At 70.1% G+C, this 14,142-nt stretch carries 14 protein-coding genes; 5 read left to right on the top strand and 9 right to left on the bottom strand.

Annotated features, from left to right (window positions below; translation table 11 throughout):
• Positions 1 to 9 precede the first annotated feature (9 nt).
• Complete coding sequence (locus tag FH608_RS01685) at positions 10 to 690, bottom strand: LysE family translocator (protein WP_139627983.1); 681 nt, start codon at positions 688 to 690, stop codon at positions 10 to 12.
• Between the two features lie 52 nt (positions 691 to 742).
• On the opposite strand from FH608_RS01685, the gene FH608_RS01680 reads away from it, so the two are divergent.
• On the top strand, positions 743 to 1,255 hold the full coding sequence (locus tag FH608_RS01680; RefSeq protein ID WP_139627982.1) for a CGNR zinc finger domain-containing protein: 513 nt from the start codon (positions 743 to 745) through the stop codon (positions 1,253 to 1,255).
• 174 nt (positions 1,256 to 1,429) lie between these two features.
• On the opposite strand, the gene FH608_RS01675 is transcribed toward FH608_RS01680, so the two are convergent.
• A complete protein-coding gene (locus FH608_RS01675; protein ID WP_226898861.1) occupies positions 1,430 to 2,158 on the bottom strand; it encodes a TetR/AcrR family transcriptional regulator in 729 nt (242 codons plus the stop codon).
• Between the two features lie 97 nt (positions 2,159 to 2,255).
• Here FH608_RS01675 and FH608_RS01670 point away from each other — a divergent pair, with 97 nt between their 5' ends.
• From FH608_RS01670 to FH608_RS01655, 4 genes are all read left to right on the top strand, one after another.
• Positions 2,256 to 3,251 (top strand): zinc-dependent alcohol dehydrogenase family protein, encoded by a 996-nt coding sequence (locus tag FH608_RS01670; RefSeq protein ID WP_139627981.1) that lies wholly within the window; start codon positions 2,256 to 2,258, stop codon positions 3,249 to 3,251.
• Positions 3,252 to 3,801: 550 nt separating this feature from the next.
• Positions 3,802 to 4,818, top strand: a complete 1,017-nt coding sequence (locus FH608_RS01665) for a hypothetical protein (RefSeq protein WP_139627980.1) — start codon at positions 3,802 to 3,804, stop codon at positions 4,816 to 4,818.
• 181 nt (positions 4,819 to 4,999) lie between these two features.
• Complete coding sequence (locus tag FH608_RS01660) at positions 5,000 to 6,220, top strand: FAD-dependent oxidoreductase (protein ID WP_139627979.1); 1,221 nt, start codon at positions 5,000 to 5,002, stop codon at positions 6,218 to 6,220.
• 172 nt (positions 6,221 to 6,392) lie between these two features.
• Positions 6,393 to 6,965: a hypothetical protein gene (locus FH608_RS01655; RefSeq protein WP_139627978.1), complete on the top strand. Its 573-nt coding sequence runs from the start codon at positions 6,393 to 6,395 to the stop codon at positions 6,963 to 6,965.
• 154 nt (positions 6,966 to 7,119) lie between these two features.
• On the opposite strand, the gene FH608_RS01650 is transcribed toward FH608_RS01655, so the two are convergent.
• From FH608_RS01650 to FH608_RS01620, 7 genes are all read right to left on the bottom strand, one after another.
• Positions 7,120 to 8,772, bottom strand: a complete 1,653-nt coding sequence (locus tag FH608_RS01650; RefSeq protein WP_139627977.1) for an FAD-dependent monooxygenase — start codon at positions 8,770 to 8,772, stop codon at positions 7,120 to 7,122.
• 132 nt (positions 8,773 to 8,904) lie between these two features.
• Positions 8,905 to 9,195 (bottom strand): MTH1187 family thiamine-binding protein, encoded by a 291-nt coding sequence (locus FH608_RS01645; protein ID WP_139627976.1) that lies wholly within the window; start codon positions 9,193 to 9,195, stop codon positions 8,905 to 8,907.
• Positions 9,196 to 9,406: 211 nt separating this feature from the next.
• On the bottom strand, positions 9,407 to 9,727 hold the full coding sequence (locus tag FH608_RS01640; RefSeq protein ID WP_139627975.1) for a hypothetical protein: 321 nt from the start codon (positions 9,725 to 9,727) through the stop codon (positions 9,407 to 9,409).
• Positions 9,728 to 9,737: 10 nt separating this feature from the next.
• Positions 9,738 to 10,415, bottom strand: coding sequence for a uracil-DNA glycosylase (locus tag FH608_RS01635; RefSeq protein WP_139627974.1), 678 nt, complete (start codon positions 10,413 to 10,415; stop codon positions 9,738 to 9,740).
• 113 nt (positions 10,416 to 10,528) lie between these two features.
• Entirely contained in the window at positions 10,529 to 11,428 is a 900-nt protein-coding gene (locus FH608_RS01630; protein ID WP_139627973.1) for a carbohydrate ABC transporter permease, read from the bottom strand.
• Positions 11,425 to 12,807, bottom strand: a complete 1,383-nt coding sequence (locus tag FH608_RS01625) for a carbohydrate ABC transporter permease (protein WP_139627972.1) — start codon at positions 12,805 to 12,807, stop codon at positions 11,425 to 11,427. Before FH608_RS01625 ends, FH608_RS01630 begins: the two co-directional genes overlap by 4 nt.
• A 6-nt stretch (positions 12,808 to 12,813) precedes the next feature.
• Positions 12,814 to 14,139 (bottom strand): ABC transporter substrate-binding protein, encoded by a 1,326-nt coding sequence (locus tag FH608_RS01620; RefSeq protein WP_139627970.1) that lies wholly within the window; start codon positions 14,137 to 14,139, stop codon positions 12,814 to 12,816.
• Positions 14,140 to 14,142: the final 3 nt, after the last annotated feature.

Raw genomic sequence — 14,142 nt, 5'->3', positions numbered from 1 at the left:
GGCGTCGCCTCACTGGATGGTGTCGGCCAGCAGGGCGGTCGCCAGCGCGCCATAGACGGTTGCCGCGAGCCGCTCCAGGATCATCCGGACCCTGGTGCGTTGCAGCAGGCGGTCACGTATCGCGCCTGCGGCATATCCGATTCCGAGATCCGCGAGAAGTCCCAGGATCTGCAGGATCAAGCCCAGCATGAGGAGCTGCAGGACAGGGTTGCCGGCGGCGTCGCCGAGGAACTGCGGCAGGAACGCCGTGAAGAAAAGCATGATCTTGGGATTGGAGATGTTCACTATGAACCCGCGCCGGAACATGTCCGCGGACCGGGCGGTGGACGGCTCCAGCGGCGAACCGCTGGACCTCCAGGTCACCCATGCGAGATACAGAAGATACGCGGCGCCACCCATCCGGATCGCGTCGGCGACAGCTGGTGCGGCGGCGAGGAACACGCCGAGGCCGAGGGCCGTGAGAACGACGTAGACGCTGACGCCCGTGGTGACGCCCAAGGCGGCTCGGGTCGCGCCGCTCCGGCCGTTCCTCAATCCCGCGGCGACCATGAAGGCCATGTCAGGCCCTGGCACGAGCAGCAGGACGATGACGGCGGCGATGAAGGCGGGCAGGACACCGAGGTCGATCGATATGTAACCTATAGACACAGCTCTAGAGGTTACTAAAGAGGTAACCCGAATAACGACCATCTCGGGTTACACTGTCCGCGTGCTTGCCGTCCCAGCGCTTGACGTGAGCCGCGTGGTCGAGTTCGTCAACGAGTACGCCGATCGCCCGCGTGCGGTCGCGGGCGAGCAGGAGATGCCGTACCCCGATGCGGCCGAGGTCCTGACGTGGTCCGGCCGGCTGCCCGTCCTCGCGGCCGGTGACCTTGTCGCGGCGGCGAACGCGGCTTACCGGGTGTTCTCCTCGGCGCCCGACGGGCGCGCGTTCGAGGAGCTGAACGCCCTCCTGCGATCCGCCCGTCCCTCACCCGTCGCGACCGAATCGGGCCTGCGCTGGACCGTCGACGCGCCGGGCGAGGTTCTCCCCGCGGCACTGGCCACATGCCTGCTGGAGTGGCTCATGAACCATGAGCAGGCCCGCCTCGGCACGTGTGAGGCCGCGAAGTGCGTCGATGTGTACGCCGATGTCTCTCCAGCTGGTCGCCGGCGTTTCTGCTCGTCGACCTGCCTGAGTCGTCACAAGGTCGCCGCCTACCGGCGGCGCTCGTCTGGAAGTCGCGGGCAACCGGGCGAGCCGGAGCCGAGCTGATCACTCAGATCCAGGTCCTCCGCCGGACGTCCTGCTTGCCGCGGCCGAGGACGACAGGGCCGCTCACGTAACGGCCCGCCTTCATTGCCGCAGGTCATGGGCAGCAGTGTCACGGACAACCGGGCGCTGTCCGTGGCCCGCGCCGGTTCCTTCTGCGGCACATCGTCCAAGAGCTCAGGTGGAGGATCGCAGCGTCCCCACGTCGAGCCCCAGAGATCTGAGCAGGTCGAGCAGCTCGGTGTGGTAGAGCTTGGCGGGATCACCGGTCTGCGTGCCGAGATGGCCGTAGACCTCCAGGGAGATCAGGCCGTGCATGCGGCCCCACATGCGAAGTGCGAGGGCGACGGCGGCCGGGGGCAGGTCGGGGAAGTGTTCCCGGATGGTGCCGGCCAGGCCGGGTGAGAAGTCCGACCACCGGTGCTCGGTGAATACCTGGGTGGCTTTCGCATGCGGCCAGGCGGCGGCGGCCAGTTCGGTGAGTCCCAGGCAGGCACGTTTGGCGGCCTCGGGGGCCGGTCCGCCGGCCGGCGCGTGATAGCCGGCGACGGGATCGCCGTAGATGAGCCGGAAGCCTTCGGGGTTGGCCAGCGCCCAGAGGCGTACGGCCTGCCCCCAGGCCAGGATGCGGCCCGCGACGTCGTCGGGGGCGACGGCGTCGCGGGCGGTCTCCACCTGGTCCAGCAGCGACGTGTAGATGTCGTTGATCAAGTTTGTGATCAACGCGTCGCGGGTCTCGAAGTAGCTGTAGATGGCGCTGCCGCTCATGCCCATCTCGCGGCCGATCGCCCGCAGCGAGACGGCGTCGGGGCCGCCTTCGCGCAGGTGCTTGAGTGCGATGGCCTTGATCTCCGCGGTGGTCTGCGCTCGCAGCCGTGCCCGGCGGCCCACTGTCTGCTCCTGCACGCTTGACAGCTTACACCGCTACGTTAGAGTACGGCGCACAAACTTTGAACGCCGTTCTGATTTAGAACGGAGCGCGTGACAGAGAGAAGGGTTCGTGATGAAAGTCAGGACAGTCCTGTTCGACGAGCTCGGCGGTCCCGAGGTGCTCCATCTCGCCGAAGTCGACATCGGTGAGCCAGGCCCCGGCCAGGTGCGGGTGCGCATAGACGCGTTCGGCCTCAACCGGGGCGAGGTGTTCCTGCGCACCGGCCGGTACTACTACGACGCAATCCTGCCCGGCTCGCGCCTGGGCACCGAGGCCGCCGGCGTGGTGGAGGCCGTTGGACCGGGCGTGACGGGCTACGCCGCCGGAGACGCGGTCAGCATCGTGGCCAAGCCGAACGACGAGGGGATGTCCGTCCACGGCATCTACGCCGACCGGGCCGTCGTGGCGGCCGAGCGGCTGATCCGCCGCCCGGAACACATGGACGCGGTGACCGGTGCGGCCGTGTGGGCGGCCGCGTTCACCTCCTACGGCGCTCTGGTCGAGGTCGGCGGGCTGCGGCCCGGCGATGACGTGGTCGTCACGGCCGCCTCCAGCGGCGTCGGCATGGCCGCCGTCCAGATCGCCGCCCACCTGGGCGCCACGCCCATCGCGGTGACCAGGACCGGCGCCAAGGCCGACCGGCTGCTGGCCGCGGGTGCCGCGCACGTCATCACCGCGGACGACGACGTGGTCAAGCAGGTGCACGCCCTCACCGGGGGCCGCGGCGCGCGGCTGGTCTTCGATGGCGTCGCCGGCCCTGGCCTGCCCGACCTGGCGCGAGCCGTGACCCCGGACGGCATGCTGATCGTCTACGGCTCCCTGGACGGACGGCCCACCCCGCTGCCGATGTGGTGGCCGATCAACGTCTATGGCTACGCCGTCTTCCACCTCTTCGCCGACGCCGAACGCCTCCGCCGGGCCGAAGCGTTCATCACCGACGGCCTGCGCGCCGGAGCGCTCGCCCCGGTCATCGACCGCACCTTCGACCTGACCGACATCGTCGAGGCCCACCGCTACATGGAGTCCAACACCCAGGTCGGCAAGATCGTCGTCACCGTCCAGCACTGACGAGGGACGACCCGTGAACCACGCCCATCTCATCCACCGGTTCATCGACGCCGTCAACGGCCACCTCCACGCCTTCTTCGACGCCGCCAACAGCTGACACGCCATCCGGGAAGAACCATGTCCTCCTCCACGCGACGGCTGCTGACCGTCACGGCCATCACCGTCTGCGCCCTGCTGACCGGCTCCGCCGCCGCATTTCCAGCGACATCGGCATCGGCGAACTGGCGACGGCGCACGCGCGGAGGCGATCTGGAGCCGTGGGACCAACCAGGCCGGCCAAGGTGCTGACGTCGGGCGTGCTGCACGACGGGATTCGTCCCGCCTTGCGGGAGGGCGAGGGGAGCGGCGGGTGCGCGAGGGGAGCGGCGGGAACGCGAGTTCGACGGCGTCGGGCACGAGTAAGACGACGGGACTTATCCACAGGTGACGGCACAGCTTGAAGCGTTCTCCACAGAACCGCGCTCTACCTCACCTCGCCTCCTCCCGATCACCGATGATCCTGAGTGCCTCACCGATCCGACACTCTCCCGCACCGCACGGAGGCACACCGATGAAGATCACCCTTCCGCTGCCAGGCATGCTGACCTCCCTCTTCGTCATCGCCATGGAGCACCTGCCGTTCGACGTCGAGTCGTTCCTGCCCTGGCGCGTCAGGGGCCCGCACAGGCGGGCCACGATCGGCGCCATGACCGCCGGCACCCTGAAGGTGACCCACCACCGGACACCATGGAGACCGACGGCCGTCAACCTCACGGACGACGAAAGGCGCCGCCTGCGGCGTACTACGCAACACGTGGTCGTCTCCACGGCCGCCCCTCCGCACAAGCTCCCGGCCGGCGTCCAGGCCGCGCGGGCGGCCGCCCGCTCGCTGGCCCGCGAGTGCGACGGCCTGCTGATCGACCCCCTGACGGGCTCGACCCTCCTCACCTGCGGCCGCTGCGCGGGCGAGCCTCCGGCCTTCAGCCTCGGCGACGACTGGCTGTCCTGGGACGTCCAGGTCCACGACGCCGCCACCTGCCCGCCCTGGGACCCGGCTGAAACGGGCGGGTGCGACTGCCTGCGCGTGACGTCCCGAGGGCTGCGCCGCTTCGCCCTCCCCGAGATCACCCTGGACGGCGCCGCGTGCGCCCACAACCGGTGCGCGACCCACCTCCTGCGCACGGTGGCCCACCGGCTGGTGGGCGACCATCTGGCCTACCTCGCCGACCACCCGCGGGCCACCGAGCGCGGGCTCGACGACCATCTCCAGATCCGCGCCTCCGACCAGCCGGACGGCGGCCTCCCCTTCGGCGTCCAGCTGACGCCGTACGACGGGGAGCTGGGCGAGCTGGGCCGCACCGGCACCATCCGCCGCCTCAGGATCGGCCCCACTCCTGGCACGGGGCAGATCACCTGCCTCAAGGTCGGCCCGCCGTCCGGCTTCCCCGGCACCCTGAACGACTGGCTCTGCGCCACCCGGACCGCCGTCCACCCGCCTCTGACCTTGGTCGACTGCCACCCGGAAACCAGCCCGCCCCCTTCACCCCGGCCCCTGCCCTCCACCAGCCCTCCGGGCATCGCGGCGTGAGGCCTGTGGCATTCATGGGGAGCGCGGTTACGATCGGCATGCCGTCGCGCGAATCCGCAGCCGCCGCCACTGACAGGAGCGGGTGCAGATCCCGGAAGTGCCGACAGGAGCGGGTGCAGATCCCGGAAGTGCCGACAGGAGCGGGCGCAGATCCCGGAAGCCCTGACAGGAGTGCGTGCCGATGCCGGAACCGCTGCAGGTCGTGATCGTCGGGGGTGGCCTGGGCGGGCTGTGCGCGGCTCACGGCCTGCGTGAGGCCGGGTTCGGAGTGACGGTCCACGAGCGCGATCCCTCATTCGACCACCGGCCGCAGGGTTACCGCATCCACCTCGACTCGCGGGGCGCGGGCGCGCTGCACGCGTGCCTGCCGCCCCGCCTGTACGAGCTGTTCACCGCCACCGCCGGGCTGCCCAGCAGGCGCGTGACCATTGTCGACGAGCGCCTGCGGGAGCTGCACGCCGTCGAGTTCGGTGACGTGTCCGCGGGGGGCGACCCCGCGACCTTCAGCGCCTCGGTCGACCGGATGGTGCTGCGCCAGGTGCTTCTGGCCGGGCTCGACGGTGTGGTCCGCTACGGCGCCGAGTTCGCCCGCTACGAGCACGAGGGCGACCGGGTGCGCGCCTGGTTCGCAGACGGCAGCAGTGTCGCCGGCGACCTGCTGGTAGGCGCCGACGGCATCGGGTCGCGGGTGCGGAGCCAACTGCTGCCGCACGCGCGCACCAAGGATTCGGGCATCAGGTGCGTCTACGGCAAGACCCTGCTCGACGAGCGGATCGCCGGCCTGCTGCCCTCCCGGCTGCACGAGGGCTTCATGTCGGTGCGCTCGGGCCGGACCGGCCTGGCGCTGGGGCTGGTACGGCTGCGCGAGGATCCGGCGGACGCGGCGGCCAGGCTCTGGCCGGGGCTGCGCCTGCGCTGGTCCGGCGACTTCGTGATGTGGGCGCTGACCGTACGCGTACGCGACCTGCCCGGCATCGACGCCGACCTGTCGGCCGCCGAGCTGCACCAGCGGGTGACGGGGCACATCGCCACCTGGCACCCCGACCTCGTGGCGCTCGTGGCCGCCGCCGAGGTCGATCAGACGTTCCGCGTCCCGATCCGGAGCTCCATTCCCCTCGCGCCATGGGAGCCGTCCAACGTCACCGTGCTGGGCGACGCCGTTCACGCGATGAGCCCGGCCCAGGGTTCGGGGGCCAACTGCGCGCTGCTGGACGCGGCGGTGCTGAGCCGTTCGCTGCACGACGCCGTGACGGCGGGCACGCCGCTCGTCAGCGCGGTCGGCGCCTACGAACAGCGCATGACCGGGTACGGCTTCGCCGCGGTGCGCGCGTCGGAACGGGCGGCGGGCACGAGCGGTGGCCTGCTGAGCCGGATCTTCGGCAGGCTCGGGCGCTCGCCATGACCGCGACCACTGAGCGCGGGACGAACAGCGTCACCGGGAGGCCCTCTTGGTCACGGCGAGGGGCTCACGTGACTTGTGTGACCAATGTGATGGGGTTTGTCATAAAAAAGGGATGATTGTCTTGAACCGAAATGAGGTGTCTGTCCGTCCAAGTGGCGTGACCCCGTTTGAGATGATCGACGAAGATCTGCGAACGGCCCGTCAGCGGGCGCACAGATGGGAGAAGCTGCACCGGCGTCGCGCGGCCATCGCCGGCCTGGTGTGCGAGGCGCGGCGGAAACTCGACGCGGCCGCGGTGTGGGATCAGGAACAGGTGGCCGTCGAGGAGACGAGGCTCGGCTCGTACAGGGCCGTGCTGGCGACCTTGGACGAGGAACTCGCCAAGGTGGGGCCGGCGCGCGATCTGTACGAGGAGTTGCTGGCACGCGAGGAGCGGCGGCTGGCGTCGTCGGCCGACCCCCGGGGCGCTGAGCTGCTGGAGATCGCCCGGCTGCTGGCCGAGCTGGAGGTCGAGCTACCCGCCTGGGAACGCGCCCGGTCAGCCGGGCGCGCGGCGCTGCGCGGTCAGGGCGCGGTGGGGGAGTTCGTCAGGACGGTGGAGGCGCTGGGGATGACGATGGACGGCGCTGTCCAGGAGGCGGGCGCCGTCCGCGGGGTGGTGGAGCGCCTGGAGGAGCGCTGCCGTGAGCTGGGACGGCTGCGCCGCCGGCTGCGAGCCCGTCGGGAGGAAGTACTTCTCGGCTGAGCCGCCACCGCCCCCATGGTGGCGGCTGCTGGGCATGCGTGAGGGTGCTCGGCCGCCCCGATGGGAGCGGGGCGGGCGGACGAGAGGAGCGTTTCGGGCGTCTCCGGTGCGTGTCCCCAAAGGTCGCCGGTGCGTGTCCCCGAAGAAGGGCGCGTCATCCCGTCGCGGCCCTGCCGTCCGGGCTCAGGCCGGGGCCGGTGAGGGCGGGCACCTGGCGGTTGAGGAGCCGGCGTAGGACGTCCTCCAGGGTCGCGAGCGGGTCCGGGTCGGGGTGGGGGGAGCGCCAGGCCACGTAGCCGTCCGGCCGGACCAGTACGGCGCCGCCCCCGCTGACGCCGTACCGCTCCCTGAAGCGCCCCTCCACATCCATCAGTTCCTCGTCCACCACCACCCGCGTGAGCAGGAGCCCGAGCCGTTCCTTGACCACGCGCCCGGCGTCCGTCCAGGCCTGGCCGCCCTCCCTGTCGGCCAGCAGGACGAAGCCGGAGCCGAACAGGTCGATGGTCGAGATGCGCTGCCCCTCCCAGTCGAGCACCACGTGCGGGGCGCGGCTGCCGGGGCGGCCGTCGGGCACGCGGGGATCCTCCAGGATCGAGCCGTCGTCGCCGGGTTCGTCCAGGATGGCCGTCGAGTGGTAGCGGAAGCCGATGAGGGCGCCCACGGGGTCGTCGAGCGGCTCCGGGTAGCCGACGCGGGCCGCCGGAGGCATGCGTACGCCGAGGTTGGCGAGCTGGGCGTCGGCCGTGAGCGCGCCGATGGGGCGGCGTTCGGCGTCGTACGTGTCGAGGAACGCGGGCCCCGCCTGCCCCGTGATGACGAGCCAGAGCCGCCAGGCGAGGTCGCAGCCGTCCTGGAGCGCCGTGCTGCCGCCCTGCCCGCCGGTGGGCGGCATGGTGTGGGCCGCGTCGCCGGCGAAGAACACCCGCCCCACGCGGTACGTGTCAGCCAGTACGTGCGCCATGGCGAACGACGTCGTGTCCAGCACCCGCACGTCCAGGTCGGGCCGGCCGGTCGCGACACGCACCAGGTCCGCGCAGCGCTCCTCGGTGAAGTCGGCCAGGGTCTCGGAGCCGGAGAGGTTGACGCCCAGCACGTGTGAGCCCACCCCGGTGCCGGTCACGATCACGCCGGTGAAGACGTCGTTCTGCAGGTACCAGAGCGTGACCTCGCGCTCGCGTACCAGCCCGGTCAGGTCGGCGTCGAACATGATGGAGCAGGTCCGCCCCAGCTCGCCCTTGCCGGACGTGGGCACGTTCAGGAGAGCGCGCAGCGGGCTGCGGTATCCGTCGGCGGCCACCAGGTAGTCGGCCCGCACGATGCGGTCGCCGCTCGCGTCGCGGATGAGCGCGGTCACGCCATCCTGGTCCTGGTCGAGCGAGACGAGCTCGGTGGAGAACCGCAGGTCGGCGCCGAGCTCCTCGGCCTTGTGCCGCAGCAGGCGCTCGATCTCGGCCTGCGGCGCCCCCACGTGCGCGGCGGGCGTGATGTCGGTCAGGAAGGCCAGCTCCTCGACCTCGTCACTGATGATCATATTGGGGTTCGGGTCGGAGAGGCTCTTGGCGATGGCGATGCGCATGTTCTCGCCGATGCCCGCCCAGATGTCGGCGAGCGCCTGCTCCAGGCCGGCCACGGGGCGCAGCAGCTCGACGGCTCGCGGCCCGACGCCGAACGCCTTGGGCTGGATCGAGGTGCTCGCGTGCTTCTCCACGAGCATCACCGGGACGTCGCGCCACGCCAGGAGCGTCGCCGCGCTCAGACCCGCGTACCCACCGCCCACCACGAGGACGGGCACTCGCTCTTCGTCCATGCTCTTCCCCTCCCAGGAACGCGTACTATCGCGTCTTCCGACGGGAGACACGATATGTCGCGTAACGAGAGCTGGTCAAGACATATCGCGATTGCGGACAGAGGGCCGGGCGGCCCCTTGAGAGGGTGAGGGTCAGGAGAGGTGGCGTTCCAGGGACTCGACCTTGCTGGTCATGCCGTCAGTGACGCCCTCGCGCAGGTCGGCCTTGAGCACCAGGCTGACCCGGGGCGCGACCTCGGCCACGGCGTCGACGGCGCGCTTGATCACGGCCATGACCTCGTCCCACTCGCCCTCGATCGTGGTGAACATCGCGTCCGTGCGGTTGGGCAGCCCGCTGTCGCGGACCACCTTGACGGCGCGGGCGACGGGCTCGGCGACCCCTTCGCCGACGCCCAGCGGGGTGATGGAGAATGCGACGATCATGCCTTGCCTCGCTCCCTTGCGACCGGCCCGGCCAGTCGAGCTCGTTCAGCCGGGTCCTGTCCGGTTCGTCACCGTCGATCTTAGCGAGGCACCGTCCGGCGGATCGGGGCGAGGTCCGTGCCGCCCCGGGGTCCGTGCCGCCCCGGGTGCCGGGCAGGCGCCGGCACGCGAAGTGCCACGACGCCTGCCAACGCCGTGGCCGCCGCGTACGTCACACGTGGTCGTGCTCTTCTTCCTCTTCGTCGCTCGGCCCCTCCGACGGCTCCACCCCGAGCATCGCCTCGCGCGGCTCGATCTCGGTGATGTGGTCGACGAGCTGCAGCACGTGGTCGGGCTCGATCAGCCACTGCAGCGCCGAGGCGCCCGACTCGTCGGAGACGACCAGCTCGGCCTGCTCGGTGCGCTCCTCCTCGGTGAGGTCGGCGTCGGGGTGCCTGATCTCGGCCAGCGCCGCCGCCTGCAGCGCGTCCACGTCGAGCACCTCGACGGTCAGCTCGACCGTGAGGCGCAGGAACTTCGGTTCATCACTCATGGCGACGACTCTAGGGCAGCTTCCACTCGACGGGGGCGGCGCCTTGCTGGATGAGCAGCTCGTTGGCCCTGCTGAAGGGTCGGGAGCCGAAGAATCCGCTGCGGGCGGACAGGGGCGAGGGGTGGGCGGACTCGATGCGGGGCACGTTGCCGAGCATCGGCGCGAGGTTGCGCGCGTCGCGGCCCCACAGGATGGCCACCATCGGCTTGTCGCGGGCCACGAGCGCGCGGATGGCCTGCTCGGTGACCTGCTCCCAGCCCTTGCCCCGGTGGGAGGCCGGCTTGCCGGGCATCACGGTGAGGACCCTGTTGAGCAGCAGGACGCCCTGGTCGGCCCACGGCGTCAGGTCGCCGTTGGAGGGGCGGGGGAGGCCGAGGTCGGTCTCCATCTCCTTGTAGATGTTGACCAGGCTGCCGGGCAGCGGCCGCACCTCGGGGGCCACCGAGAACGACAGGCCCACCGGGTGTCCTGGTGTGGGGTAGGGGTCCTGGCCGACGATCAGCACCTTGACGCCGTCGAAGGGCTGGTTGAAAGCGCGCAGGACGTTCGAGCCGGCCGGCAGGTACTGCCTGCCCTCGGCGATCTCCTTGCGCAGGAACTCGCCCATCTGGGCGATCCGCTCGGCGACGGGCTCCAGCGCGTGGGCCCATCCGGCTTCGACGACTTCATTCAGTGGACGACCGGCCATGGCCGTTGAGCTTATCCAGGTCTGGTGCGGCTTGCCGCCCGAACGCCTGCTTCGGCCGTACCAGAATGATCACGGGCGCCCGCGGCACCGGCGGGCACCCGTGATCGGTCGGGTCACTTCACGGAACCGGCCATCATGCCCTGCACGAAGTACCGCTGGAAGGCGAAGAACAGGACCAGCGGGATGATCAGCGACAGGAAGGCGCCCGAGGATAGGATGTCGACGTTCGATCCGAACTGCCGCATCTGGGACTGCAGGGCCTTGGTCATCGGCTGGTTCTCGGGGTTGGCGAACACGAGCGCGATGAGCATGTCGTTCCACACCCACAGGAACTGGAAGATGCCCAGCGAGGCGATAGCGGGCTTGCCCAGCGGGAAGACCACCGACACGAAGATCCGCCACTCCGGCGCGCCGTCCATGCGCGCGGCCTCGAGGAGCGAGGCCGGGATGCCGACGAAGAAGTTCCGGAGCAGGAAGATCGCGAACGGCAGGCCGAACGCCGTGTGGAAGAGCACCACGCCCGGGATCGAGCCGAAGATGCCGATGCCACCGTAGAAGGACGCGATGGGGATCAGCGCGATCTGGATGGGCACGATCAGCAGCCCGACCACGACCAGGAAGGACAGGTCGCGCCCGGGGAACTCCATCCACGCGAACGCGTAGGCGGCCATGGCCGCGATGCCGATCACCAGGATCGTGGTCGGCACCGTGATCGCCACGGTGTTCCAGAAGGACGCGGTGAAGCCGCTGGCCAGCAGGTCCGCGTAGTTCTGGAGGGTCAACTCGGCCGGCTTGGTGAAGATCGTCCACCAGCCCTCGGCGTTGTTGACCTGGGTCGTGCGCATCGAGACGACGAGCAGGCCCAGCGTCGGCACCAGCCAGAACAGGCCCAGCAGGATCATGATCACCTGGACGGCGCCGCCGCCGATCCGGTCCACGATCTTGCTGGCCAGACCCCTGCGCGGCGCGCCCGTCTCGAGCCCCGTCGGCGCCGTTGCGGTCGCGGACGTCATGACTCTCCCCTCTTGAACCGGCGGATGTTCATGATCATGAAGGGGAGGACCAGTATCAGCAGGAAGACCGACAGCGCACTGCCCAGGCCCTGGTTGTTGCCGCCGCCGAACGAGACGCGCCACATCTCCAGCGCGATCACGTTCGCCTGCGGCTGCACCGAGGCCGGCGCGATGATGAAGACCAGGTCGAACACCTTCAACGTATTGATGATCATCGTCACGAAGACGACGAGCAGCACCGGTGACAGCAGCGGCACGGTGATCTTGCGGAACACCTGCCACTCCGTGGCGCCGTCGATGCGGGCGGCCTCCAGCGCGTCACGCGGGATGGCCGCGAGCCCGGCCGCGATCAGCACCATGGCGAACCCGGCCCACACCCAGACGAACGCGCCGATGATCGCCGGCGTGATGAGCGTCGGGCCGAGCCAGCTCAGACCGCCGTAGGCGGCCTCGAAGTTCGACTTCGGCAGCCGTACGACGTAGGAGCCCGCGGCCAGGCCCTCGAACTGGAACGAGCCGTCGCCGGCCGTGGTAGTGGTCGCGGTGACCTGGCCGTTCTGCACGGCCTCCACGGTCATGCCCGGCAGCCCCTTCTCCGAGCCGTCGACCGCGCCGCTCGTGCCGCCGCCGCCCGGGGTGAAGTCGAACCAGACCACGCCCGAGAGCCCGTCGCCGACCGCCGGAGCCTTGGCGGGCTGGGCGTCGGTCGGCATGAGGCCCTGCTTGACGCCCACGATGGGGATCATCACGGGCTGGCCGGCCTGGGCGGGCTGCTTGGTGACGACCGCGCCGCCGTCGTCGGCCACGGGCGACTGGTCGCCCTCGCGCGGCCGGGCCTCCGGGTAGCCCTGCGAGGAGGAGAACGTGTCGTGCACGGTGGTGAGCACGGCGTTGGCCAGGCCCTTGTCGGGGCTCTGCTCGTAGACGAGACGGAAGATCACGCCCGCCGCCATCAGGGAGACGGCCATCGGCATGAACACGATCAGCTTGAACGCCGTCGACCACCTGATCCGCTCGGTCAGCACGGCGAAGATCAGGCCGAGCGTGGTGACCACGATCGGCGCCACGACGACCCAGATGAGGTTGTTGCGGATCGTGGTGAGCATGCCGCCGTCGGTGAAGATCGTGGCGTAGTTGCCCAGTCCCACGAATCCGGTGCCCACCGAGTCGAACAGGCTCCGGAAGATGGAGTAGACGATCGGGTAGACCACCCAGATGCCCAGCAGCAACGCTGCGGGGAGGAGGAAGGCGATGGCGACCGCCGGCGAGGGGCCGAGGCGTCTCTGCTTACGGGGGGTTTCAGCCGGTCCGGTGGAGGGCCCGCCCGCGATCTCCGCGGGCGGGACCTGCGGGCCGTCCAACCGTTCGGTCACGGCCATACCTCTTTACTTCCAGGCCTTCTTGGCCTCGGCCTCGAGTGCGGTCTGGGTGCCCTTGATGTCGCTGGGGTCGCGCACGAAGTCCTGCAGCACCTTCCACTCGCCCTTGCCGTCGGTGCCGCCGAACGCGCTCGGCGCCAGGTCGGACATGTCGTAGCGGACGGCGTCACCGGCCGAGACGATGGTCTGGCCGAGCTGCTTGGTCAGCTCGTCGGGGTAGTTGTCGGGGGAGACGTTCTTGTTCGGCGACAGGTAGCCGGGCAGCTTGGCCCAGATCTCGCCGCCTTCCTTGGAGGCCAGGAACTGCAGCAGCGCCATGGCGCCGGGGTTGTCCTTCATCGCGACCGCGACGTCGCCGCCCAGGATGACCGGGGCCGTGTCACCGGCCTTGGGGAACGGGAAGTACTTGGCCTCCTCGCCGACCTTGGCGCCCGAGGCGACGGCCTCGACGGCCACGAAGTCGGCCTCGATGGCCATGGCCGCCTTCTTGTTGCCGTAGACCTTGCTCACGCAGGTGGGGAAGTCGGTCTGCAGCGTGCCGGAGTTGCCGTCGAGCAGGAACTCCTTCTTGCCGACGATCTGCTGGATCTTCTCCAGCGCCGTCGTCACGGTCGGGTCCGTCCACGGGATCTCGTGCTTGGAGAGCTTGTCGTAGTTCTCGGGGCCGGCGGTGGACAGGTAGACGTTCTCGAAGAGGTCGGTCAGCGTCCAGCCCGAGGCGCCGCAGAGGGAGAACGGCGCCGTGCCGGAGTCGGCGATGGTCTGCGCGTTCTTGACCAGCTCGTCCCAGGTGGTCGCCGGCTGCACGCCCGCGTCCTCGAACGCCTGCGAGCGGTACCAGACCAGCGACTTGTGGGCCGCCTTGATCAGCACGCCGTACACCTTGCCGTCGGCGGAGCCGAGCTCCTTCCAGTACGGGGTGTAGTTGGTGTCGATCTCCTTGATGACGTCGTCGGTCAGCGGCTTGAGCGCGCTCTGCTCGGCGTACTGCTGCACCAGGCCCGGCTGCGGCAGGATGGCCACGTCGGGCGGGTTGTTGCCTTGGATGCGCGGGCCGAGGTAGGCGCCGGTGTCCTCGCCGGTGGAGGCGTACGTGACCTCGGCACCGGTCTTGTCGGAGAACGCCTTGAGCACCTGCTCGAAGTTCTTCTGCTCGTCGCCGGTCCACTTGGCGGCGACCTCGATCTTCACGCCCTGCAGCGTCTTGGCGCCCTCGGCCGGGGCCGAGGCGGAGCCCGACTCGGTGGGGGTGGTGGTCGTCGGGGCGTTGCCGCAGGCGGCGACGGCTACCGCGAGCCCGGCCAGGACGACTGCTGCTCTGGCTTTACGCATGGC

This window comes from Nonomuraea phyllanthi (genome assembly GCF_006334985.2).
GTDB classification, from domain to species: Bacteria; Actinomycetota; Actinomycetes; order Streptosporangiales; family Streptosporangiaceae; genus Nonomuraea; species Nonomuraea phyllanthi.
This window is presented reverse-complemented; position numbering and strand designations above follow the sequence as displayed.

Coding starts and splice junctions, on each gene's coding strand:
- FH608_RS01620 (WP_139627970.1), bottom strand. CDS start 14,139: ATGCGTAAAGCCAGAGCAGCAGTCGTCCTGGCCGGGCTCGCGGTAGCC.
- FH608_RS01635 (WP_139627974.1), bottom strand. CDS start 10,415: ATGGCCGGTCGTCCACTGAATGAAGTCGTCGAAGCCGGATGGGCCCAC.
- FH608_RS01660 (WP_139627979.1), top strand. CDS start 5,000: ATGCCGGAACCGCTGCAGGTCGTGATCGTCGGGGGTGGCCTGGGCGGG.
- FH608_RS01670 (WP_139627981.1), top strand. CDS start 2,256: ATGAAAGTCAGGACAGTCCTGTTCGACGAGCTCGGCGGTCCCGAGGTG.
- FH608_RS01650 (WP_139627977.1), bottom strand. CDS start 8,772: ATGGACGAAGAGCGAGTGCCCGTCCTCGTGGTGGGCGGTGGGTACGCG.
- FH608_RS01630 (WP_139627973.1), bottom strand. CDS start 11,428: ATGACGTCCGCGACCGCAACGGCGCCGACGGGGCTCGAGACGGGCGCG.
- FH608_RS01640 (WP_139627975.1), bottom strand. CDS start 9,727: ATGAGTGATGAACCGAAGTTCCTGCGCCTCACGGTCGAGCTGACCGTC.
- FH608_RS01625 (WP_139627972.1), bottom strand. CDS start 12,807: ATGGCCGTGACCGAACGGTTGGACGGCCCGCAGGTCCCGCCCGCGGAG.
- FH608_RS01645 (WP_139627976.1), bottom strand. CDS start 9,195: ATGATCGTCGCATTCTCCATCACCCCGCTGGGCGTCGGCGAAGGGGTC.
- FH608_RS01665 (WP_139627980.1), top strand. CDS start 3,802: ATGAAGATCACCCTTCCGCTGCCAGGCATGCTGACCTCCCTCTTCGTC.
- FH608_RS01655 (WP_139627978.1), top strand. CDS start 6,393: ATGATCGACGAAGATCTGCGAACGGCCCGTCAGCGGGCGCACAGATGG.
- FH608_RS01685 (WP_139627983.1), bottom strand. CDS start 690: ATGGTCGTTATTCGGGTTACCTCTTTAGTAACCTCTAGAGCTGTGTCT.